This is a genomic window from Nocardia sp. NPDC051463, assembly GCF_040681975.1.
Lineage (GTDB): Bacteria > Actinomycetota > Actinomycetes > Mycobacteriales > Mycobacteriaceae > Nocardia.
This window is the reverse complement of the sequence record NZ_JBFBAB010000001.1, coordinates 1,023,456-1,044,772: the sequence shown is the minus strand read 5'-3', so window position 1 is coordinate 1,044,772 and position 21,317 is coordinate 1,023,456. Positions and strand designations below refer to the sequence as shown.

At 66.7% G+C, this 21,317-nt stretch carries 21 protein-coding genes; 16 read left to right on the top strand and 5 right to left on the bottom strand.

Translation table 11 applies throughout. The features are described from left to right. Positions 1-69: 69 nt before the first annotated feature. Positions 70-495 carry a nuclear transport factor 2 family protein gene (locus tag AB0M74_RS04730; protein WP_364901632.1) on the bottom strand — a complete coding sequence of 142 codons (426 nt, stop codon included), beginning with the start codon at positions 493-495 and terminating at the stop codon, positions 70-72. Between the two features lie 86 nt (positions 496-581). Between AB0M74_RS04730 and AB0M74_RS04725 the strand changes: the two genes are divergently transcribed. Both AB0M74_RS04725 and AB0M74_RS04720 read left to right on the top strand, forming a co-directional pair. Beyond that, entirely contained in the window at positions 582-1,094 is a 513-nt protein-coding gene (locus tag AB0M74_RS04725) for a helix-turn-helix domain-containing protein (protein ID WP_364901630.1), read from the top strand. A gap of 124 nt (positions 1,095-1,218) precedes the next feature. Continuing rightward, a complete protein-coding gene (locus AB0M74_RS04720; protein ID WP_364901628.1) occupies positions 1,219-2,490 on the top strand; it encodes a hypothetical protein in 1,272 nt (423 codons plus the stop codon). 327 nt (positions 2,491-2,817) lie between these two features. Here the strand turns inward: AB0M74_RS04720 and AB0M74_RS04715 are convergent, their stop codons facing one another. Continuing rightward, a complete protein-coding gene (locus tag AB0M74_RS04715; RefSeq protein WP_364901626.1) occupies positions 2,818-3,174 on the bottom strand; it encodes a hypothetical protein in 357 nt (118 codons plus the stop codon). A 337-nt stretch (positions 3,175-3,511) separates the two neighbouring features. Next, entirely contained in the window at positions 3,512-3,874 is a 363-nt protein-coding gene (locus tag AB0M74_RS04710; RefSeq protein ID WP_364901624.1) for a DUF427 domain-containing protein, read from the bottom strand. A gap of 478 nt (positions 3,875-4,352) precedes the next feature. On the opposite strand from AB0M74_RS04710, the gene AB0M74_RS04705 reads away from it, so the two are divergent. Continuing rightward, complete coding sequence (locus AB0M74_RS04705) at positions 4,353-4,979, top strand: NUDIX hydrolase (protein WP_364901622.1); 627 nt, start codon at positions 4,353-4,355, stop codon at positions 4,977-4,979. Positions 4,980-5,283: 304 nt separating this feature from the next. Here AB0M74_RS04705 and AB0M74_RS04700 read toward each other — a convergent pair whose 3' ends face one another. Together AB0M74_RS04700 and AB0M74_RS04695 are read right to left on the bottom strand one after the other, a co-directional pair. Continuing rightward, a complete protein-coding gene (locus AB0M74_RS04700; protein ID WP_364901620.1) occupies positions 5,284-5,616 on the bottom strand; it encodes a YnfA family protein in 333 nt (110 codons plus the stop codon). Between the two features lie 104 nt (positions 5,617-5,720). Beyond that, positions 5,721-6,461, bottom strand: coding sequence for a metallophosphoesterase (locus tag AB0M74_RS04695; RefSeq protein WP_364901618.1), 741 nt, complete (start codon positions 6,459-6,461; stop codon positions 5,721-5,723). A 429-nt stretch (positions 6,462-6,890) separates the two neighbouring features. Here AB0M74_RS04695 and AB0M74_RS04690 point away from each other — a divergent pair, with 429 nt between their 5' ends. From AB0M74_RS04690 to AB0M74_RS04630, 13 genes are all read left to right on the top strand, one after another. Next, entirely contained in the window at positions 6,891-7,868 is a 978-nt protein-coding gene (locus AB0M74_RS04690) for an alkaline phosphatase family protein (protein WP_364901616.1), read from the top strand. 404 nt (positions 7,869-8,272) lie between these two features. Further along, complete coding sequence (locus AB0M74_RS04685; RefSeq protein ID WP_364901614.1) at positions 8,273-10,696, top strand: RelA/SpoT family protein; 2,424 nt, start codon at positions 8,273-8,275, stop codon at positions 10,694-10,696. Positions 10,697-11,047: 351 nt separating this feature from the next. After that, entirely contained in the window at positions 11,048-12,682 is a 1,635-nt protein-coding gene (locus AB0M74_RS04680; RefSeq protein WP_364901612.1) for a cutinase family protein, read from the top strand. 53 nt (positions 12,683-12,735) lie between these two features. Further along, the gene (locus AB0M74_RS04675) at positions 12,736-13,731 is read left to right on the top strand and encodes a hypothetical protein (RefSeq protein ID WP_364901610.1); all 996 of its coding nucleotides are present in this window, start codon (positions 12,736-12,738) and stop codon (positions 13,729-13,731) included. A 16-nt stretch (positions 13,732-13,747) separates the two neighbouring features. Beyond that, positions 13,748-14,632, top strand: coding sequence for a hypothetical protein (locus AB0M74_RS04670; protein WP_364901608.1), 885 nt, complete (start codon positions 13,748-13,750; stop codon positions 14,630-14,632). After that, positions 14,629-15,270 carry a DUF6668 family protein gene (locus AB0M74_RS04665; RefSeq protein WP_364901606.1) on the top strand — a complete coding sequence of 214 codons (642 nt, stop codon included), beginning with the start codon at positions 14,629-14,631 and terminating at the stop codon, positions 15,268-15,270. Before AB0M74_RS04670 ends, AB0M74_RS04665 begins: the two co-directional genes overlap by 4 nt. A gap of 59 nt (positions 15,271-15,329) precedes the next feature. Beyond that, positions 15,330-15,626: a hypothetical protein gene (locus AB0M74_RS04660; protein ID WP_014351788.1), complete on the top strand. Its 297-nt coding sequence runs from the start codon at positions 15,330-15,332 to the stop codon at positions 15,624-15,626. A gap of 8 nt (positions 15,627-15,634) precedes the next feature. After that, complete coding sequence (locus AB0M74_RS04655; protein ID WP_328403197.1) at positions 15,635-15,910, top strand: hypothetical protein; 276 nt, start codon at positions 15,635-15,637, stop codon at positions 15,908-15,910. Positions 15,911-15,942: 32 nt separating this feature from the next. Beyond that, positions 15,943-16,614, top strand: a complete 672-nt coding sequence (locus tag AB0M74_RS04650; RefSeq protein ID WP_364901604.1) for a hypothetical protein — start codon at positions 15,943-15,945, stop codon at positions 16,612-16,614. A 73-nt stretch (positions 16,615-16,687) separates the two neighbouring features. Beyond that, positions 16,688-17,500, top strand: coding sequence for a hypothetical protein (locus tag AB0M74_RS04645; RefSeq protein WP_364901602.1), 813 nt, complete (start codon positions 16,688-16,690; stop codon positions 17,498-17,500). Beyond that, positions 17,485-18,357, top strand: coding sequence for a hypothetical protein (locus tag AB0M74_RS04640; protein ID WP_364901600.1), 873 nt, complete (start codon positions 17,485-17,487; stop codon positions 18,355-18,357). Before AB0M74_RS04645 ends, AB0M74_RS04640 begins: the two co-directional genes overlap by 16 nt. Then, positions 18,351-19,820, top strand: a complete 1,470-nt coding sequence (locus tag AB0M74_RS04635; protein ID WP_364901598.1) for a hypothetical protein — start codon at positions 18,351-18,353, stop codon at positions 19,818-19,820. The genes AB0M74_RS04640 and AB0M74_RS04635 overlap by 7 nt, the downstream gene beginning before the upstream one ends. Beyond that, on the top strand, positions 19,817-21,313 hold the full coding sequence (locus AB0M74_RS04630) for an SCO6880 family protein (protein ID WP_364901596.1): 1,497 nt from the start codon (positions 19,817-19,819) through the stop codon (positions 21,311-21,313). Before AB0M74_RS04635 ends, AB0M74_RS04630 begins: the two co-directional genes overlap by 4 nt. Positions 21,314-21,317: the final 4 nt, after the last annotated feature.

Below are 21,317 nucleotides of genomic sequence, written 5' to 3'. Positions count from 1 at the left end.
CGGCGCGATCGTGCAGTGCCGCACAGTCCTCGGTGTCGTCGACCCGCAGTGCCCTGCGGGTGTCGCGCATCAAGGGGTGTGCGGTCGCGCGCCGGAGGCTCGCCGCATGACGCCGGGGTACCGGATGAGCCGGGCTCCCAGCGTGACCGCGAGGAAGGTGAGTGCGAGCCACGGGCGGATATGTGGGCTCAGCTTGCGGATGCGGCCGTGTTGGTCGAGCTCGATGACCATCGCCTCGGTCATTCGGAACGGCCCGATGTATGCCTCTCCCAACAGGACTCGGTGCGTACCTTCGCCGATCTGATCGGTCCACCGCATCGCGGAGATGCCCTGGTACACCGCGGTCAAGAGGATCCGAAGATCGTCCTGCCCGCGGAACACCAGTCGTCCCGAGAGGGGGGAGGTCAGCTCGGCGTCGGGTGCGAGGGTTTCCATCAGCGCGTCGATGTCGGCGGACTCGGTCGCTTTGCGGAACTGGGGCACTGCATCTGTCATGGCCGCGATCGCCTCTCGTGCGTGGTGTTGGTCGAGGCGAATCCTCCCTTAGTCGCTTGCAAAAAGCAATGGACTAGGATGGTCGGGTGCCCAAGGCTGCTATGTCCGACATCGTCTGCTCGATCGCGCGTACCCTCGACGTGGTCGGCGAGCGGTGGACGCCGCTGATCCTGCGCGACCTGTTCGTCGGCCTGAACCGATTCGAAGACATGCGCCGCGACCTCGGCATTGCCACCAACGTCCTCGCTGCCCGCCTGGAAACCCTCCAGCAGCACGGCATCGTCGAAACCCGCGCCTACCAATCGAATCCGGTCCGCTACGAGTACGTGCTCACCGATCAGGGCCGCGACCTCTATCCGATCCTGACCCTGCTCATCACCTGGGGCGACAAATGGCTCGCCCCGGAAGGTCCCCCCGCCCTGGTCGTGCACGACGACTGTGGTCGAACAACCTCGGGCGTCGTCACCTGCACCAACTGTCACACGCCGCTGACCGCCGACAACGTCCACTGGGTCCGAGGCCCCGGCGCCCACCGTGGCCCTGGCACCATGCTCATCGGCGACTACCTCCAGCCCCCCGGCTCGTCGAGCCGGATATGACGGTATTCCGACTCGACCTCTGTCACGGCCATGTCCCGCTCACGCCCCGACCGATCGGTGGTGGCGGAACCCGGTTGTGCTGTCCCGGCTTTCGGCGTTGGACCGCGGACACCAGGATGGATCCATGGGAATCGAGCTGAATGTCGCGGGGGTGTGCCGCGCGCCTACTGAAGACTTTCTGCAGCGGGTCGAGCGATGGCTGCGGACCGGGCCCGCGGGTGCGCGGACCGATTGGACCTCGACGTCGGCGCCGTTCCGCAATCCGGTCGAGGTATCCGGCGACCAGTTGCTGGCCGTGTTGCATCCCGCCGTCGAGCCGGTCGATCTGCGGGCGGCCCACGGTCAGGTGGTGGTGACCGCTGGGTGTGCGCCGGCCGGCCCCGGCTATCACCGGCACGTCGCCGCGGTCCTGCACGAAATGGGCAGGGAGTTCGACATCGTCTGGGACGAGGGCACCGATGATCCGCTCGGGCTCGCGGATAATCGCGCGGAGGTCGAGCGCGACTATCTGACGTGGATTCGAATGCTCGCGCGCACCGTGCTCAGCCAGGTGCCGGCCGAAGGCAATGTGGTGTCGCTCGGATTGTCCCTCGGCAGCGACCAGTTCGACTATGAGGGCCTGGCCGCGACCTGGCTCGGACCGCGCGACGTCGACTGGTTGCGAGCCGTCGCCGATGGTGACGAAGCCGCCGCCGTTGGATTCTTCCCGTGGTGGGAGGACGGCTGGACGGCGCGAACCTTCCGTGACACCGCACTCGGCATCATGTGGAACGACGTGCGCTGGCGGGTTCCCGTCGACGAAGACGACGCGCCGGCATTGCGTCAGGCCGACGCTCTGCTCGCCGAGGCGAGTCGGCTCGACCACGCACTCGACTTGCCGTGGGCGGCCTGGCACGAGCTGCGCGGACTGCTCGGCACGCTGGAACCGGTCGCCGACGACGCGCCGGCGGACCTGGCTGAACGCGCCGGCCACGATTTCGGCGCACGTCCCGGGTATCGGCGCAGGCCGGTGTTCACCTCACTACTGCCCGGTTGGAGCCTGCGCATCCCCGGAGATTTCACCTACGGGTGGGATGGTGACCGCTGGTGGGCGTGGGACGGCGAGCGTCAGATCGACATCACCGTGCTCCGGGTGGACGATGAAAAGACCGGTCCACCGCCCGCGGCCATGCTGCAATACGGCGCGAATGCGACCGAAGGGCACCGCGGCGAGCCGGTGCTCGGCGGGCCCGGCGACGGCTGGTGGTGGCCCTCCAGCGACACCGACGTGGCCGGGGTTCAAGGCTTCGCCAGCCACCGCAACGGCGAACTGCTCCTCGTCACCATCAGCGTGCCCGATGCGGAGATGAACTGGGCGATCGAAACGTGGCGTTCCCTTCGTTATTCGCCCCGCTGAGGATCGGCCACCACGACGAAGCCGACCGTTGTCGCCGTGCTGCCGCCGAAGTTGAGAGCGGCCGCACGGCGGGGCGCGGGATGGTCATAGTCCCAGCCGCGGTGGCGTTCGGGTTGGCGCGGGCGTTGCGGACATCGAGTTCGGCGATGGGCCACAGGTGGTTGTCGGCCAAGCCGTAGCGTCGGTCGTGGGCCTCGGCGATCTCGCTGAATATCCAGGGCCACATGAACTTTCGTGCTCGACCCAGGACTTACGTCGAAATCCGTTGTTGTTCGCGCCGTTGCTGCCGGGACCCGTAGATACTCGAGCAGGCGGAACAGCGCTGACTCAGCCGCTCGGCCGGATCTGTGAGAATCGCTGCGCCATGGACGGCCCGAGGTGGTTGATGATGCTGTATCCGGGGCTGTCGGGACACGGCAGGCTCAGCAGGAACGAGTGGTCGATAACGTTGATGTCCTCGGTATCGCCCTGCGCGGCCCGGGCCTCCAAAAAGTCGAGCACCGGCCCCCATACGACGAGCCAGTCGTCGTCGACCAGAGCGGACTCGACGATTGCCCTGATGAGATCCCAAAGGAACAGATGAGGCAGCACCTCATCGTAGTTCTCGACATGGCACACATAGGACTCCTGCACCTCAGGGAACTGCCCGGCCATGTCTTCGAGCAGTTTTGCACCGGGGTACATCAGCAGCCTCCGAGCTCGGGGAGTTCTTCGACCGACACCGGCGGAACGCGGAAGCCCTGCACACTCCGCGACCATAGCCGGTGACCGCTTTCTCGCCACCGCGCGCGGGTCTGATCCGCACCGAGGCCACGCTCGTGCACGGCGGCCGTCGCACCCAGGTCTGAGATGCTGTGGTCAGCGACGGTGCAGGCAGGACCATGGCGCTGTTCCGGGGTGCCCAGCTGATCCTGACCGCATCTCGCAGACATTGCGGGGGTCTTGTTGCGATCACCTGACAAGTGGGTTATTGCCGCACCGGGCCTTGGTCGTAATGATCTCCACGGCCTTCCTGGGCAAGTTAACGAGCGTCGACGCGATCGGGGTAGAACGCGATGTGGTCCTTGATCTCGGCGACAGCCGGGTACGGCGACTCGTACGCCCAGCCCGCATCGATGCTCTGTGCGCCGTCGACCGAAACGGTGAAGTAGCTAGCGTCGCCCTTATAGGGGCAGTACGTGGCGGTGTCTGTGCGCTCCAGCACCGATTCTTCGGCGTCGGCCAGCGGTAGGTAATACACCGGCGGGTAGGAGGCTTCATGTAGAACCAGTGCGTTCTGCGTGTCGATGACCACCTGCCCGTGCACTCGAACGACGATGCGCTCCGGGTGTGGCGTGACGGTGATCGGATGATCCGGGCCCGGCTGCAGGACAGGTCTCGTCATGGTTACTGCAACCGACTCCGCCGACCGTTCTATTCCGATCCGGGGTCGGCGGGCTCCCGGGCAGGACGCCCCACCGACCTCCTGACCACCGCGATCCCGCAACTGACCGCCATTCCGGCCGAGTTGGTGCCCTGGCTCGAACATCAACTCGGCACCCCGTCGTGCTCACTGCCGACGGCGCCGATCGCACCGATCGGACGCCGCTGCGTGCGACGCGGGCGCGGGGGATTACCGCGCGTTCGACACGGTGATCGTGGCCGGGGCAATGCGCGGCTCCGTCGCCTACGGCACGCCGGACCCGTTGCGGCGCACTCCATCCGACTCGACCGTCGGCGGTCGGACGAATGCGAACCCATCGCGACCGTGTGGCGCGCATTCCGCGGCGATGGCACATGTCGTGAGCCTGCGCTCCGGTGTCTCCTTCGTAGGGCGGCCTCCTGCGTGGCCGCATGCGCAGGCTGGGGCAGGATAGGTCGGCGTGGAGCAATCAGTGGTTTCGGTGGATGTGGTGGCATTGCGATTCTGGGGTGCGGACGCAGGGGTCACGATCGGTGTCGCGCCGCGCGATCTCGAGCCGTTCACCGGGGAGTTGGCGTTGCCTGGAGTGTTGCTGGGGCGGGGGGAGCGGTTGGTTGCGGCAGCGCGGCGGGCGGTGCGTGCCAAGTTGGGGGTGCCCGAGGCCGCGATCGGGGCGGTGGGGCAGTTGGTCACTTTCGACGAGCCGACCCGCGACCCGCGCGGCCCGACCTTGTCGATTGCGATGTGGGCGGTGGTCGGCCCGCACCAGGGTCCGGCGCAGTGGGTGTCGTTCGATGCCGTGCCCGAGCTCGCCTTCGACCACAATCGGATCGTCGACGCCGCGCAGGGCTTGCTCGCTCGCCTGCTCTGGAAGGACATTCCGTTCACCCGTGCCCTCACCGGCGACGAATTCCCCGCCACTCGCGCCGTTGAGCTCAGCGCCACCCTGCAGGGCGCCAAGCCGGACCCGGCCAACCTCAACCGCACCCTCGCCGCCCTGCCCGGCCTCTACCGCACCACCGAACGTCGCCGCGTCAAAGCCACCGGCCGACCCGCCGCCGTCTGGGCGTTCACCCAGGCCGATTAGCCCAGCTCGCCGATCGGTGGCCGTCTGGCCTGCACACGGTGGCGTGGTCACCCGCGGGCCGCATCCGGGTACCGCACGTTGCGCGAACTGTTCGGGGGCCGTCATCGAGGGAGTATCCGATGGCTGTGGGTTTGCTGGGATAGTGATGCCGCCATGTTGACTCGGCGGCATCACATTGTCCTACTTGGATATGCGCATCTATTCATGTGAACCGCTGAAACGGTATCGGAGCTCCGCCGGATGCGATACCTTTGAAAACCGCGAGGACGCGGAAAGAATTGCGGCTCTTAGGGTTTCGATTGGGCTAACCGCGCGGTGCGTACATGATGATCGCCACGCCGATCAGGCAACTGGTTGCGCCCACGTAATCCCAGCGGTCGGGGTGGAATTTGTCGACGACCATGCCCCAAGCGAGGGAGCCTGCGACGAAGACGCCGCCATATGCGGCGAGGATACGACCGAAGTTGGGATCCGGCTGGAAGGTTGCGACGAAACCGTATGCGCCGAGCGCGAGGACGCCTGCCGCGATCCAGAGGACTCCGCGGTGTTCCCGCCAGCCCTGCCAGACAAGCCAGGCACCGCCGATTTCGGCAAGCGCGGCGAGAGCGAACAACAGCAGCGACTTGGCGACGGTCATGGCGAGAACCTACCGGCCGGGTCACGCTGGTAGCCGCTGGACTCGCCCCGCTGGGGTACCCCCGGCGCGCTGTTGTCCGTCAGGTCGGTTGCCGGAATCGGCCGCTACATCGGCGCGACGTCGTAGACGACGTAACTGCGGCCGATGACGGGGTAGGAGACGTTGCGGACCGGGACACCGCCTGCGGTGCGGCCGAACTCGGTGCCGCCGTGCGCATGGCCGTGGATCGCCAGGGTGGCGCCTCCCGCGTCGACGGCTTCGGCCAGATCGTGGCAGCCGAGGCCTGGGTAGATCTTCCGTGGCTCGCCGACCAGCGTGTCGATGACGGGGGCGAAATGCATGAGAGCGATTCGGGTTTCGCAGGCGATGGCGTCGAGTGCCTGGTGTAGGCGGAGTGCGTCGAGTGGGCCGCGGCGCATGCGGGCCTGGTGTTCGAGGGTGCCTTCGTCGGGTGTGCCGCGGTGGCGGGGGAATCCGCCGCTGCCGCCCATCACGCCGGCGATGCCGAGTCGGGAGCCCGCCAGGTCGAGGGTGACGGCGTCGCCGTCGAGCAGGTGAATACCGGCGGCGGTGAGCATCGCGGCGATTCGGTATCCCAGCCTGTGGTCGTGGTCGTGGTTGCCGAGTACCGCGACGACAGGCACCGGGAGAGCGTCGATTTCGGCGCAGAGCAGATCGGCTTCGCGTAGTGTGCCGCTCTCGGTGAGGTCCCCGGCGAGCAACAGCACATCCGCGCGTTCGGCCAGGCGGGTGAAGTCGGGACGGAACGCCCCAGCCATCGAGTCGCGCATGTGCAGGTCGGCGACCGCCGCGACTCGGATGCTGCGATTCCCGCTGTACTGCATGTCCGTCAGCCAGCCACATGACCGGCCGGGTGTCAATCGGTATCCCGCACACCTCATCCGGGTTAACCACTGTGAACAGCTGGAATAGCTGTCTGCTCTGGAATGTTCAGCGGTCGTTCAGCGAGGCAACGTGCGGTGGCGTGACCGATGAAACGTCGATGAACAGTGGCGCGGCGGGCTTTCGGAAGGCTGCCGCGCGCCCGCATGGTTCGAACTGTGAGGGAACGCAGCGAGCGGGCCACCGATCCGGTGTCGTCGGCAGTCGACGGTCACAGGGATCGGTGGGGCGCGGTCGTCGAGCCGGTCGTTGGCGGGGCGCTGTCGGGGCCCTGTGGAGCAGAGTGTCCGCACCGCGCGGTTGTTCGACCCGACATCGGGGAGCCGCTGTTTCCCGAGCATGGGGCAGATCGGCATCGGTGGGGCGGCGCCGTGAGCCGTAGGCGGTTGCTGTCGGGTGCGGTGGCCGCCGCGGCAGTCGCGGCCCTGCCCGCCGCCACGCCGGCCGGGACCGCGCGGGCGGATGGCCGTGTGCGCAAAGTCGTGCTGATCGGGCTCGACGGGTTGATGTACAAGAAGGTTCAGCAGGTGCAGGCGCCGAATTTGTTGCAGCTGAGTGCCGAGGGGGTGCTGAGTCGAACGTCCATAGCACCGCACATCACCATCTCCGGACCGTCGTGGGCCACCGTCTTGACCGGTGTGTGGGACCGCAAGCACGGCATCAGAGACAACCAGTTCGATGCCACGCCGTTCGCGAAGTATCCGACCGTGTTCACACAGCTCGGGCGCGCCAACCCCGCGTTGACAACCCATTCGATCGCCACCTGGGATCAGATTGCCACTATGGCAGGGAGCGGCAATCCGCGCGCCGACGTCGTCGTTTCCACCCAACCCGTCCCGAACGACGCCGACGAATCCACGATCGATGTCGGCACCGCCGATGCCGTCGTCACCGCCGTCACCCGCTTCGGACCCGATTTCCTTTTCACCCATCTCGATCAGGTCGATCGGGCGGGACATAGCCACGGCGGCGCGTCACAGGAATACCGCAACGCCGTCACACGGATCGATGTGCTGGTCGGCCGAATCGCCGCCGCCGTCGACGCGCGGGCACGAGCGAAGCCGACCGAGGAGTGGACGATCTTGGTCACCGCCGATCACGGGCACCTACCGGAGGGTGGTCATGGTGGCCAATCAGCCGACGAGACAACGAATTTCGTCATTGCCCGCGGTCCCGATTTCGCCGCCGGTGCCACCACTGCCCGCTACTCGCTGGCCGACATCGCCCCCACCGTGCTCGACCTGCTCGGCGCGCCACCCGACCCCGCCTCCGACGGGCACTCCATGCTGGCCCACCCACGCGGCGATGTCGGGATAGTCGAGGTCGTCGCGCCGCAAGGAGTGCGCTAGCCCTCGAGGTGGCTCACGATCCGATCGCACAAGGGCTGCCGCGCACCCTGAGGTCGGGGTCCCTCGATGTCGCCAGCAGGACAGACCTCGGCGTGCGGTCCCGGTGCGCAACGGACTGTTGCCGATGTGGTTGCGCCACCTACGCTGGGATTATCCGCGGGTGGTTCCCACCGTTCGACAGGTCGGATCGGCACTGCGGAGGCTGCGAGGTTCCGGTCGGCATTCCACCGTTTCTGCGAGCACGGCTATCCGGTGGAATCGAGCCAGGGACCCCCGCAGGTGACGCGAAAACTGTCCCCGCCAATCGCGAATCGGACGGACGAGTCGAGGCGGGACTAGAGTTGATGAGGGCGGTTGCAGCGGTCGGATAGGGTGGTCCGACCGCGGCGTGGAGAGGTGGTGGCATGACTCAGCATCTAGGCGAGGCGAATGTCGAGCAATCGGCGGTGGCCTCGCCGACAAATGGTGCCTCGGCCGCCCTAGGGGGAAAGGCAACACCGGCCACTCCAGCCGCACAGCCTGCGGCCGGTAATTCGGCTCCCGCGCGGCAGCCGGGAACGTCGGCGGCGGTGCCGACGTCAGCGTCGCGGCGGGTTCGCGCGCGGTTGGCGCGGCGAATGACCGGCCAGCGTGGTATCGCGGCGGTCAAGCCGGTGCTCGAGCCGTTGGCCAGCGTGCATCGGGAGCTGTACCCGAAGGCGAACCTCACGCTGCTGCAGCGCGCATTCGATGTCGCCGACGAGCGGCACGCGCATCAGTTCCGCAAGTCCGGTGATCCGTACATCACCCATCCGCTCGCGGTCGCCAATATTCTGGCCGAGCTCGGCATGGACACGACCACGCTGGTCGCGGCGCTGCTGCACGACACCGTCGAGGACACCGGGTATTCCCTAGAGCAGCTGACCACGGATTTCGGTGCCGAGGTCGCACATCTGGTGGACGGTGTCACCAAGCTGGACAAGGTCAATCTCGGCGCCGCGGCGGAAGCCGAGACGATCCGCAAGATGATCATCGCGATGGCGCGGGATCCGCGCGTGCTGGTGATCAAGGTGGCCGACCGGCTGCACAACATGCGCACTATGCGTTTCCTGCCACCGGAGAAGCAGGCGAAGAAAGCGAAAGAAACGCTGGAGGTGATCGCGCCGCTGGCGCATCGCCTCGGCATGGCCACGGTCAAGTGGGAGCTCGAGGACCTCGCGTTCGCGATCCTGCATCCGAAGAAGTACGACGAAATCGTGCGACTGGTCGCCGACCGGGCGCCCTCGCGTGACACGTATCTGGCGCGAGTGCGCGCGGAAATCGTCAACACCCTGGCCGCCTCCCGCATCAATGCGATCGTCGAGGGCAGGCCCAAGCACTATTGGTCGATCTACCAGAAGATGATCGTCAAGGGTAAGGACTTCGACGACATCCACGACCTGGTCGGCATTCGCATCCTGTGCGACGAGGTCCGCGACTGCTATGCCGCGGTCGGCGTCGTGCACTCGCTGTGGCAGCCGATGGCGGGCCGGTTCAAGGACTACATCGCCCAGCCGCGCTATGGCGTCTACCAATCACTGCACACTACGGTGGTCGGACCGGACGGCAAGCCGCTGGAAGTGCAGATCCGCACTCAGGACATGCACCGCACCGCCGAGTTCGGCATCGCCGCGCACTGGCGCTACAAGGAGACGCGCGGCAAGCACTCCAACGACTCCACCGAGGTCGACGACATGGCGTGGATGCGCCAGCTGCTCGACTGGCAGCGGGAGGCCGCGGACCCGGCCGAGTTCCTGGAGTCGCTGCGTTTCGACCTGAAATCCCCAGAGATCTTCGTGTTCACCCCGAAGGGCGATGTGATCACGCTGCCGCAGAAATCGACGCCGGTCGACTTCGCGTACGCGGTGCACACCGAGGTCGGGCACAAGTGCATCGGCGCGCGGGTGAACGGCAGGCTCGTCGCGCTGGAGCGCCAGCTGGAGAACGGCGAGGTCGTCGAGGTGTTCACCTCGAAGGCGCAGAACGCGGGACCGAGCCGCGACTGGCAGAACTTCGTGGTGTCCCCACGGGCCAAGGCCAAGATTCGGCAGTGGTTCGCGAAGGAACGCCGCGAGGAGGCGCTCGAGAGCGGCAAGGAGCAGATCGGCAAGGAAGTACGCAGGGTCGGGCTGCCGTTGCAGCGGTTGATGAGCGTGGACGCGATGACGGCGGTCGCGCACGAGCTGCACTACACCGACATCTCGATGCTCTACACCGCTGTCGGCGAGCACCAGGTGTCCGCGCATCACGTGGTGCAACGGCTGATGGCGCAGCTCGGCGGCATCGGCGACGTGGAGAACGAGCTCGCGGAGCGCTCCACCCCGTCGACCACGCCCAGCAGGCAGCGTGTCACCGGCGATGCTGGTGTGCTGATTCCCGGTGCACCCGGCACGGTGGCCAAGCTTGCCAAGTGCTGCACCCCGGTGCCGGGCGACGAGATCATGGGCTTCGTGACCCGCGGCGGCGCGGTCAGCGTGCACCGCACCGACTGCACCAACGCCGGTTCGCTGCGTGAGCAGGCCGAGCGCATCATCGACGTGGAATGGGCGCCGTCGCCGTCGTCGGTGTTCTTGGTGGCGATCCAGATCGAGGCGCTCGATCGCACCCGTCTGCTGTCGGACGTCACGAAGGTGCTCGCTGATGAAAAGGTGAACATTCTGTCCGCCTCGGTGGCCACGCACGGCGATCGGGTCGCGATCAGCAAGTTCACCTTCGAGATGGGCGATCCGAAGCATCTGGGTCACCTGCTCAACGTGGTGCGCAATGTGGAAGGCGTGTACGACGTCTACCGCGTCACCTCGGCCACCTGAGTGACCGGTATTCGTCAAGATAGCTGAACATCGCTGCAGGTCACCGGGTTCGACCCGGTGACCTGGCTATTTTTCGGGCACAAGTGTTCGCGCCGGTCGGGCGGTCGCCGGAAAGTGAAGTCCGGGTTGACGATTCGAGTCTCGGGGGATCGCGGTGGGATCGTCTTCAATTGATCATGATCGGAAAGTTGTCGGCAGGTTCGCCACGCCACGCCACGCCACGTCCGGGATCGTCCGGCGGTTCCCGGAAACTTTTCGTGGACTCCGCGTTGTTTGCCGGATTCTGTTACGGTTTAGTGCGTTTCATGGCGTTGAGGATGGTTGCGGCAACACGGATGATTGCGAATCGCTATGGCAAAGTACTCGGTACGAACCTCGGGAATGCTGGTCGCGTTCACCGTTGCTGTGGCGACCGCTACGACGGGCTCGGCCGCCGCAGCGCCTTCGAATCCCGCGGGACCCTCGACAAATGTGCCGATAGATAGCTGCCCTGCGCTGTACGCGTTGGGAATTCAGGGCACGGGCGAATCCTCGCCCGACGCGGCACCGACCACCGATACCGGGATGTTGTCGACGGTCTTCCGGCCGATGCTGGCGAAAGCTTCCGATCCCGGACTGGTCGATCGCGCCTATGTGCCCTACGAATCCGGATTCGGCGGTGCGACCGCCGGTGGCGCGGTGCCGTATTCGGAGTCCGTTGCAGGCGGGCTGACCAGGTTGCGGAGCATGGCCGCGACGGTTGCCCAGAGGTGTGGCAACACCCGGTTCGCGGTGGTGGGGTATTCCCAAGGCGCCCATGTCGCATCGATGTTCGCGCAGGAGATAGGCCAGGGTCGCGGTGTGCTGCCTGCCGAGAAGGTCGCTGCGGTAGCGCTGTTCGGCGATCCGACGCGCAACCCCGGCGCCCCGCTGTTCCCCGGCTCGCCAGGCCGAGCGACGCCCGATGTCGCGCCGGGCACCACCGGTGATCGGCTGGCCGCGATCGCCGCACTGCCCCAAATGCCCGCGGCGGGTGGCGGTATCGGTCCGGATCGGGACAGGGCGGCGAATTTCGGCGCGCTGACCGGTCGCGTCGCGAGTATCTGTGCGGCGGGCGACCTCGCATGCGACGCACCGCAGGGTGCGCCGATTCTGAAGGCCGTCGCCAACGTTGTCGGCCAGGCCAAGCTCAGTGGCGGCGACCCGATCGCCTCGTTGGTGTCGATCGCGCAGGCGCTGGCGTTCACCTCGATCAAGACCGCGACCAAGGTCGCGGGTGAGGACATCCAGGGCAATTCGATCGCGAATCTGTCACTCTCACCGCGGAAGTCGATCTCCCAGCGGCTGGCCGACGCCGCCGACCCGCGCACCCCGCTGGACATTCCCGATGCGATGCAGGGCCTACTGAAGGTCGGCATGATCGGATTGAACTCGGTTGTCGCGGTAGTCAGGGCGGTCCTTCAACCAGCGAGCATCAGTGAGCTCGCCGGCGCGGGGCTGTCGGATCCGGTGTCCGGTCTGCTGTTGCTGGGAACGAAGCTGATCGGCGCCGTTCCGCAATTGATTCCGCCGACCACCGGCGTTCGTCTTGTCACGCAGGCCTTCGACGCGGTTGTACAGAGCATCACCGACAACAGCGAATTGCTCAACATCACCACCTGGACGCGGTACTGGGACACCGTTGCGCGCCACACCGGGTACGGCACCGCGGCGATGTCCGCCAACGGGGAAGCGCCGACTCGGTTCGTCGCCGACTGGTTCGCCGCGGTCGCACGTGATGTGGCAGGCACGTTCGGCAGTGGCGCCACGCCGCAAGGCGGCAGCGACAGGCCGCCGACCGGATTCTTCGGCGAAAGCTCCGGCGCGTCGACTGTGCCGAATTCGTCCGGTACGGGACAATTTCCGTTTGGGACGGGAGCCGATGGCGCCTCCTCCGGAGGTGAGCCCTCGGTGCCCCCCGCCGTTCGGCCCGGCACCGCCAACACCTACCCGTTCTCTACGAACTGATCGCCGAGAGGGTCTGAGATGCGCCATGTGCCTCGCTCCGCGGGACGGGGGGAATGTTGAAGTCGTACAAACAGCTGTCACGTTGGTACGGCCCGCTGGAGCCGGAGACAGGCTCGGACGCCCCGGCCTACGCAGACGAGGTGGGTGCATCCGTCCTCGACGACGACGGGCCCGCGCGATATCCGCACTACATCCTCGACGACGATCCCGATGAGATCCGAGCCCGTGCGGACGTGCCGACCGATCTCCCGTCGGGCCGGAGCGAATTCATCGGCGGCTGGTCGGACTGGGTGTCCGGCCGCGCACCCGGCCCCGACGACGACTACACACCGCCGCTGGATGGTGGCGTCGTGCGCTTCCCGTGGCCGGCGGACGAATTCGACGACGACCGCGCGCATTGGGCCGACGCGGCGGCCTCTCGCGCACTGCGCCAGGAGGCTCGCGATCATCCGGCCGCACGCCGCGCCAGGGTGATCGCGGTGCTGGTCGTCGCGGTGGTGCTGCTCGGTGCGGCGGTGGCCGGTGTGCTGTTCCTACTGAACTCCTCCGACGATCGTGGCGCGGCCGGACCTGCGTCCTCGCCCCGGCATTTCGCCGCGGGCACCATCCAGGCCGACGACCTCGGCGCAAAGCCGGTCTACGCGACTCGACCGCAACCCGGCACCGGTGCAAGTGGGACGGGCGCCTGCCCCACTGAACGCGCCGATCGCGTTGTGCGTAGCGCCGAATCCGGTGGCACTGGTTCGGGGCCGGATGCGGTGCTGTCGTTCCAGTACGGCTACTACGTGGAACGCTCCGGTGAGCGAGCCAGGCAAGCAGTCGCGCCCGAAGCCGCCGTCTCGCCCGCGTCGGTGATCCAGCGTGGTATCGACTCCATCCCGGTGGGCACGACGCACTGCGTGCGCATCATGACGCTCACCGACACCCGGTACTCGGTGGAGATCACCGAGTATCGGCCCGGCGGTGTGCCCGCCACGTACAACAAGCAGACGGTCACCACAGCGGTGGTCGACGGCCGCACCCTCATCACGGGTATCGCGGCCGGATAAAAGGAGAGCTGAGGCGATGGGAGAGGACTGGAGCCGCTGGCTCGACGAGGCGCCCGCAGAGGGTGAATCGGCGAGCCGGCCTGCGCGCACGAGGGCTCCGGTAGTGCGGTTACGACGTGGCAAGCGCACGGAGAGCGGTGCAGAGGCCGTGGAACCCGCGCAGCGGCCGATTCTGGTGGTCGGCGGTTGTGGCGGCGCGGGGACGACAACGACGGTGCTCGGAATCGCGGGCGAGCTCGCGATGGGGGGTAACCCTACGGTCGCGGTGGACTCGACAGCGGCGGGCAGTGATCTCGCATTGCGCGGCGCCGACGAGCATCTGTACCCGATCAGCCTGCAATCGTGGTTGTACGGTCGCGGAAACGACGAGCCCGCGCCGTTGAAGGAGTGTATGTCCCAGGCGAGCTCGGGGGTCGGGCTGCTGTGGCGCGACGCCGCGCCGCTGCGTCGCAGAGCCACCTATCTGACCGTCGCGCGAGCGATCTACGACGCGGGCTTCACGGGCGTCTATGACGGCGGCAGCCCGATTGCCGGACGTCAGCTGCGGCCGCTGCTCGATGACTCGGATGTCGCTCTGGTGCTTGCCATTCCGGCGCGCGCCGATGCCGCCAATCGGCTGCGGGTGACCTTGGAATGGCTCGACGACCAGTTCGGCGACTCTGCGCGGGGGCAGGGCAGTGGCATCGTCGGTGACACGACGATCGTTGTCTCACATCAGCAGCCGGGCGGCGAGTCGCGGGTTGCCGACCATTTGCGATCGCATCTGTCCGGTTGGGTTCGTGACATCAGGGAGATTCCGTACGACCCGCACCTGGCCCGCGGTGAACTCGTCCGGCACACATCGCTGGCCGCGGAGACGCGCCGGGCGTATGCGCGCCTGCTTGCCGGGGTGGCATCATGACCGCCGCTATGAAACTTCGTCGTCAACCCGAGCCCGTGCAAGCCGGCGTGGTCGCCCCACCGGAGTCGCGTCGCGCCCTGATCTGGGAGCGTCCGGTGCCGGGTATCGGCAGGGCGCCGCTGGTGTGGTTGCTGGGTGTGCACGGTGGTGCCGGAGCCAGTACCCTCGCGCATGTGCTTGCGCCCGCGGCGGATTCGGGCCGCCGCTGGCCCGGCGTCTTCGACCGCGAATCGCCCTTTGTCGTCCTGGTCGCCAGAGAGACCATCGCCGGACTGACTCGCGCCCACGACTTACTGCGCCAACATCATTCGGGGTTCGCGGGTGCCGCCGAGGTGCTGGGACTCATCACGGTGGCGGCCCGGCCCGGCCGGTTGCCCGCCGAGATCCGGCGCTACCGCGAGGTGGTCGGATCGCTGGCAGGCCAGGTGTGGGATGTGCCGTGGTACGAGGAGTGGACGCTCGTCGAGCCGGAGCAACTGCCGGTATGGGCACCGGGTGACGCACTCCCGCAGAAGAAGCGAAAAATCGACCCGCTCGAGGAGGTCCCACTCGAAGTCCGGGAGCTCGGCACCGACATCGTTGCCGCGGTGCGCGAAAACCTGGATGCCACTTCATCTTTCGATGAAGGACCAGAATAATGTTGATATTCAGCGCCGTACCGGACCGTTGACAGCACACTTTTCGAGAAAGGCACCCGATGAGCACGATCCTCCTCGCCGTGCAGGACACGTACGGCACTGTCCTCGCTCAAGTCGGTAACCCGACACCCGAGGCTCCTCCCGGCTCGGAGAAGATCCTGCAGCTGGTCAGGTACCTCACCTGGTTCGTCCTGCTGTCGGGGATCTGCGGCATCACCTACGCGGGCGGCAAGTTCGCGTGGGAGAAGTGGACCGGTGGTGGGCTCGAGTCGCCGAAGATGGTGGCGGGAGCGATGATCGGCGGCGTGGTCGCCACTAGTGCCGGCACCATCATGAACGCCGTCATCGGCACCTGATGTCGGCGATGTCTACCGTGCGAATGTCGGCAGGTGAGGTGCTCGCCTACAAACAGATGCCTGCCGAGGTGCTGCAACCCCTGATGCACCTGCTGAATTGGCTGCTCTGGTTCGTGCTGCTGGTATGCCTCGCCTGGATGATCGTGTCCGCGGGCCGGTTGTGGATCGCGTTCCGCAGCGATCTCGCGATGAACGACGCCTCGCACGGCGTGCTGATGAGCCTGCTCGGCGCATCGGTGGCCAGCACCGCGTCCGGAATCGCGCTGGCCTTCCTGCCGACGTGAACAACCGGTATGGGGATGGGAACGGCCCTGCGATGACATCCATAGCGACGCGTCCGCAACACATCGCGCCTCGATACTTCGCCCGCTCGTCGCGGCGTGGCACCCGTGGGCCCGCCGCGGGTGCCGTCGGTGTCGCGTTGCTGATGGCGGCGGTTGGTTGCGGTGGCGACGGCGAGTCAGGCCCCGACCTGGCCGCGGCGCCGACGCACGTGCGCTGGCAGCCGTTCCAGGGCGTGGTATTGCCACACGCGGACCAAGGTCCGAAGAAGGAAGCCGACGGCGCCGCAACAGGTTTCGAGCATTCACCGCCCGGCGCCGCGCTCGCCGCGATCGTCCATACCGTGCGACTGTCGGTAGCCGCGGACAACCAGTGGTCGAAAGTGGTTGCCATGGAAGTCGCGCCGGGCCGGGCCAGAGACGAGTGGTCGGTCAACCGGGTGCAGTTGTCGATCACCGGTCCCGCTTCGGCCGAATACGCGCCGCGGCTGCTCGGCTACAAGATCACCGACTACACCGATCTCAAGTCCGGCGTCGACGTCTACACCGCATATTCGGACAACTCGACAGCGGTGAACCACACCATCGTGGAGTGGTTCGGCAACGACTGGAGGTTACGACTGCCCGACCCGGAATCGACCGCACGTCCCATCGAGGCGGTCGACGAATTGCCGACCGACATTGTGAAATTGGAGGCACCTACATGAGGGAGCGCAGCGAGCGAATCATGTCGCGGCGGCCCTCGGGCATGACGGAGCCGAGTGCTGGCGAGGTGGAGTCGTGACCGAGAAGGAGTCGTACGCGCGTGATCGCGTCTCCTTCGGTGCCGTCGCGTCGGCGGCGGTACTCGCACTCATCGTGATCGTCGGTCTCGTTGTGTATCTGGGCAGCGATGATTCGAGTTCGGGTGGTGGGGCAGCCGCATCCGGGGGTTCCGGTGCCGAAGGATTCGCCGAACCCGAGGTCGACATCTTCGGCAGGCGCGTCGATGTCCCGAACAACTCTGCCGGACAACCACTTCCGCAGGAACCGAGCGATCAGCGCAAGTCCACGGACCCGGACTGGCTGACCGCGGCGCCGATCGGCACGGCCGCACCCCATGGTTGGCAGCGTGTATACGGCGCCTCGGTGCCGTTCTCCACCTCCGATGGACCGACACGCATCGAAGACGGTCTCGCCGTTGGCTATTCGCACACCCCGCAGGGGTCGGTGCTCGCCGCGGCGCAGATCACCTATCGGCTCAACGCCCGGCCTGCCGACCGTGATCTGTACGTCCGTCAGGTGCGGGTCTCGGCCCAGCAGATCGCCGCCTACGACAAGGCCTTGTCGCAGGACCGGTTGCCGCAACAGCAGCCGGAGAAGGTGACCAAGTACTTCGTGGCCTCCGATGCGTTCAAGGTGGAGAACTACGCCGATGACCTCGCCATCATTCGGCTCGCCTCGCGCGGGCCTGTGGTCGACGGCAAGCAGCTGTGGGCGGCGCTGCGACTGGTGATGGTGTGGGACGCGGGGGACTGGCGGCTCAAGCCCGCCACCTCCAACAGCGCACAGACCGAATACATCGAATCGTTGGCGGGGTGGACGAAATGGTGACGTCAGGGCCCGGATCTGGGCCGGATGCCAAGCGTTCGCCCTTGGTGCTGGTCGGTCTCGGCGCGGTACTGGCGGTGCTGATCGCGGTCGTGGTGACCGTGGGTGCGGTGCGCAACAATGCCGCGGAGGGTGACCAGGTCTCGAAGACGGGCACCACGTCGGAGCGTGTTCCCGTCAGCGGCTCGGCAGGGCCGCAGAGCGCGGCGGGATTCGGTGGTTCCGATGTGGATGCGTTCGGCCATCGGTTCGATATCCCGAACAATCCAGCCGGACAACCACTTCCGCAATCCGGATCGCCGCGCAAGCCGACAGATTCCGACTGGCAGACCGGAGCTCCCGGCGGCACCGATCAGCCGGGCGGTTGGCAGCGCGTGTACGGCGGGCCGGTGATCCCGTTCTCGGCAACGGACGGGCCGACCCGCATCGACAACAACGTGCCCGTTGGATTCACCCAGACCCCGCAGGGAGCTGCGCTGGCGGCCGAGCAGATTTACTGGCGCACTGTGGCACGCCCGACCGACCGGGCACTGTGGCAGCAAATGGTGCTCCTCTCAGCTCAGGAGCAAGCGGATCGCGATCGCAAGATCGCCGAGGGCAAGGTGCCGGATGAATTGCCCGAGAAGGCAAAACCTCTGTTGTTCGCTTCGGACGCATTCCGAATCGAAAGCTATGGCGAAGATTTCGCTGTGGTCCGTATCGCCCGCAAGACCCGTGATTTTCTGCACGGCGGGCACAGTTGGGTGGCCATGAGACTGAATGTGCTCTGGCGTGATGGTGGTTGGAAACTGAAGTCGTCCGCGAGCGATGCACAACCGCTCGAGACGATCGACTCGATCGATGGGTGGACGCAATGGTGAGGCGGGTTGTCACGATTCTCGCGGTCATCTTCACTGTCATGATCGCGACACCGACGGTGGCCTACGGCCAGACCTACGGATTCGACGAGACGTGCAATGAACTGCACGACACGCTCGACAACGTCGGTCTGCCGGGGTTCTCGCTCGGTGACGCCGCGTCGGCCGCGTGCAAGGCGGGCAATGCCGCCTCGCATCCCGGCAGCGCGGCCACCGCGGTCAAGGACAAGGCCTGGGATTCGACCTTCGGCAAGGTCGTGGATTCGCTGATGAAGGGCCTCGGTGAGGCCATCATTCTGGCGTTGACGTTCTGGATGAAGGTGCCGAACGAGGTGGCCAGCGATGGGGGGTCGTTGTTCACCAAGATCAATGATTACACCTATCAGGTCCAGATATTGTTCTTGATAGCCTCGGTGATCCTCTCCGGCGCCAAACTGGCCGAGGCCAGACGGGGCGCCGCGATGAACGAAGCCGCCGAATCGTTCCGGATGTTCACCCGAGTGGTGTTCAGCTCGTGGATGCTCGGCGCCGTGATCGTCGCGGGCACCCAGGCTTCGGACAAGTTCTCCGAGTGGATCATCAACGACTCGACCAATGGCAACGCCAAGGACCTGGCCGAGCTGATGGTGAAAACCAGTAAGCTGCAGGCGTTTTCGCCGGGTCTGGTGTTGATCATCGCGATCGTCGGACTGCTCGGCGCGCTGGCACAGATCATCCTCGCCATCGTCAGGCAGGGTCTGCTGATCATCGCTGCGGGCGTATTGCCTTTGGCCGCGGCCGCGTCCGGCATGAACGTCGGTAAGACGTCCTATCAGAAGCTGGTCGGCTGGATCATCGCTTTCATGCTGTGGAAACCGGTCGCCGCCATTGTCTACATGATCGCATTCACCACTGCCGGCCATGTGGACTCGCTGACCGACACCTCCGGACTGCCGGAAGGTGAACAGGCACAGCGCATGCTGGTCGCCATCGTGTTGCTCTGCAGTGTCGCGTTCGTGCTGCCCGCACTGATGCGCCTTGTCACGCCGGCGATCGCGGTCGTCGGCAGCGGTGGTTCCGGTCTCACCGCGACCGGCGGTACGTTGCTCGCCGTCGCGGGTCTCGGGGCCATGGGCACCAAGGCCGTTGCGGTCAAGAGTGCGGCTGCTCCTGGCTCGGCGGGTTACGTCGGTGGTGCGGGAAGTCCGCCGCCCACCCGTGGCGGTGGCGCCGGTCCGCGTCCGACCCCGCCACGCGGTGGTGGTGGTGGCGGCGGTGGTGGCGCCCCGGGCGGCGCACCGCGCGCCTCCGGGCCCGCGGGCGCGGCGGGAGTACCGTCCGGTGCGGCCAGAGCGGCTGGCAGGGTCGGCGCGGCGCGCGCCATGACCGCTCCGCTGACCGCAGCCGATCAAGCAATGGGTGACGTGGCAGGCGACCGCTGGGCCAATCGTTCACCCGACCTCGGGAGGAGCACCATTCCGCGATGACGATGACGACGAGCGATACCTACGAGCGCCGCGCGTACGGACTGTGGCAGAAACCTCGCAGCGCAGGCCTTTTCGGTCTGCGCTGGGAGGAGACCGTGCTCGGCTTCGTCGTCGTGATCACGGCCCTGATCTGCGCCATGGTCGGCGGGTTCAAGTGGGGTCTGATCGTGGGCGGCACCGGCGTTGTCGTGATGGTTCCACTGGTGTGGCGGACGGGGGGCCGCTCCGGCTACGAGAACGGAATAATGATGTTCAACTGGATGCGCTCGCGTAAGCGTGGCGAACACGTGTACCGCGGCGGCCGTTTCTCCCGGATTCCCGGTGGCGTCACCCGACTGCCCGGGCTGCTCGCGCCCTCGAAGTTGTATGAGGGGATCGACGCGGGTGGCTATAGCTTCGGCATGATCCACCTACCGCAGTTTGCGCAGTACACGGTGGTGCTGCGCGCGTGGCCGCAAGGCCACGAGGCGGTCGACCAGCCGGTCATCGATCGCTGGGTGTCGGCATGGGGCACCTTCCTTGCCTCGGTGGGTCAGACCAGTGACATCGTCGCCGTCGTGCCGGTGATCGACACCGTGCCGGAGACCGGAAACCGTTTGCTCACCGAGGTTTCCACCATCACCAGGCCCGATGCGCCGGAACTCGCCCAGCAGGTGATGTACGAGCTGGCTACCGAGCTGCCGCAGGAGCGGGTGCAGCTGCTGCCTCGGGTGGCGATCACTTTCAAGGCCACCACCGCCGAGCGCCGCAAGAACCCCGCCGAAGAGGCGGTCGAGATCGGCCGCAGGCTGCCCGGCATCTGCGCCGCGTTGGCCGAGGCCGGTGTGCGGGCACAGCCGATGTCGGCCGACGAAGTCATCTCGTTCATCCGGCGCAGCTACGACCCGGCCTCGCAGGCCGACCTCGAGGTCGCTGCGGGCGAGCCCGAAGGACACGGCCTGGATTGGGCCGACGCCGGGCCGGTGTCGCATGACGAGAAGTGGGATCACCTGGTGCACGACGGTGGCCGCTCGGTCACCTGGGAGATGGACGCCGCACCCGAGGGCGCGGTGGACGAGCGCGTGTTGCAGCGGCTGCTCGCGCCGAATCCCGAAGTGCCGCGCAAGCGCATCGCCATCGTCTATCGCCCGCACTCGGCCGCCGACGCCGCCGAGATCGTGGACGACGATTTCAAGAATGCACTCGTCGCTCAGCAGAGCGAACGCGGGGTCGTCTCGGCGGCCGCCACCCTACGGGTCGGAGCCACCCAGCAGGCCCGCGAGGAGCAAGCCAGGGGTCACGGTGTGACCCGCTTCGGGGCGTTGGTGACCATCACCGAGCCACTGCGCGGCGATCTGCCGCGCATCGAAGCCATCACGCGCGACCTGTCCACGCAGGCGCGGCTGAAGATCCGACGGTGTTACCGCTATCAGTCGGCGGCTTTCGCGGCCTCGCTCGGCTGTGGCGTGATCCTGCCGGAACACGCGACGATTCCGAAAGCACTTGCGGGGTGAGCGA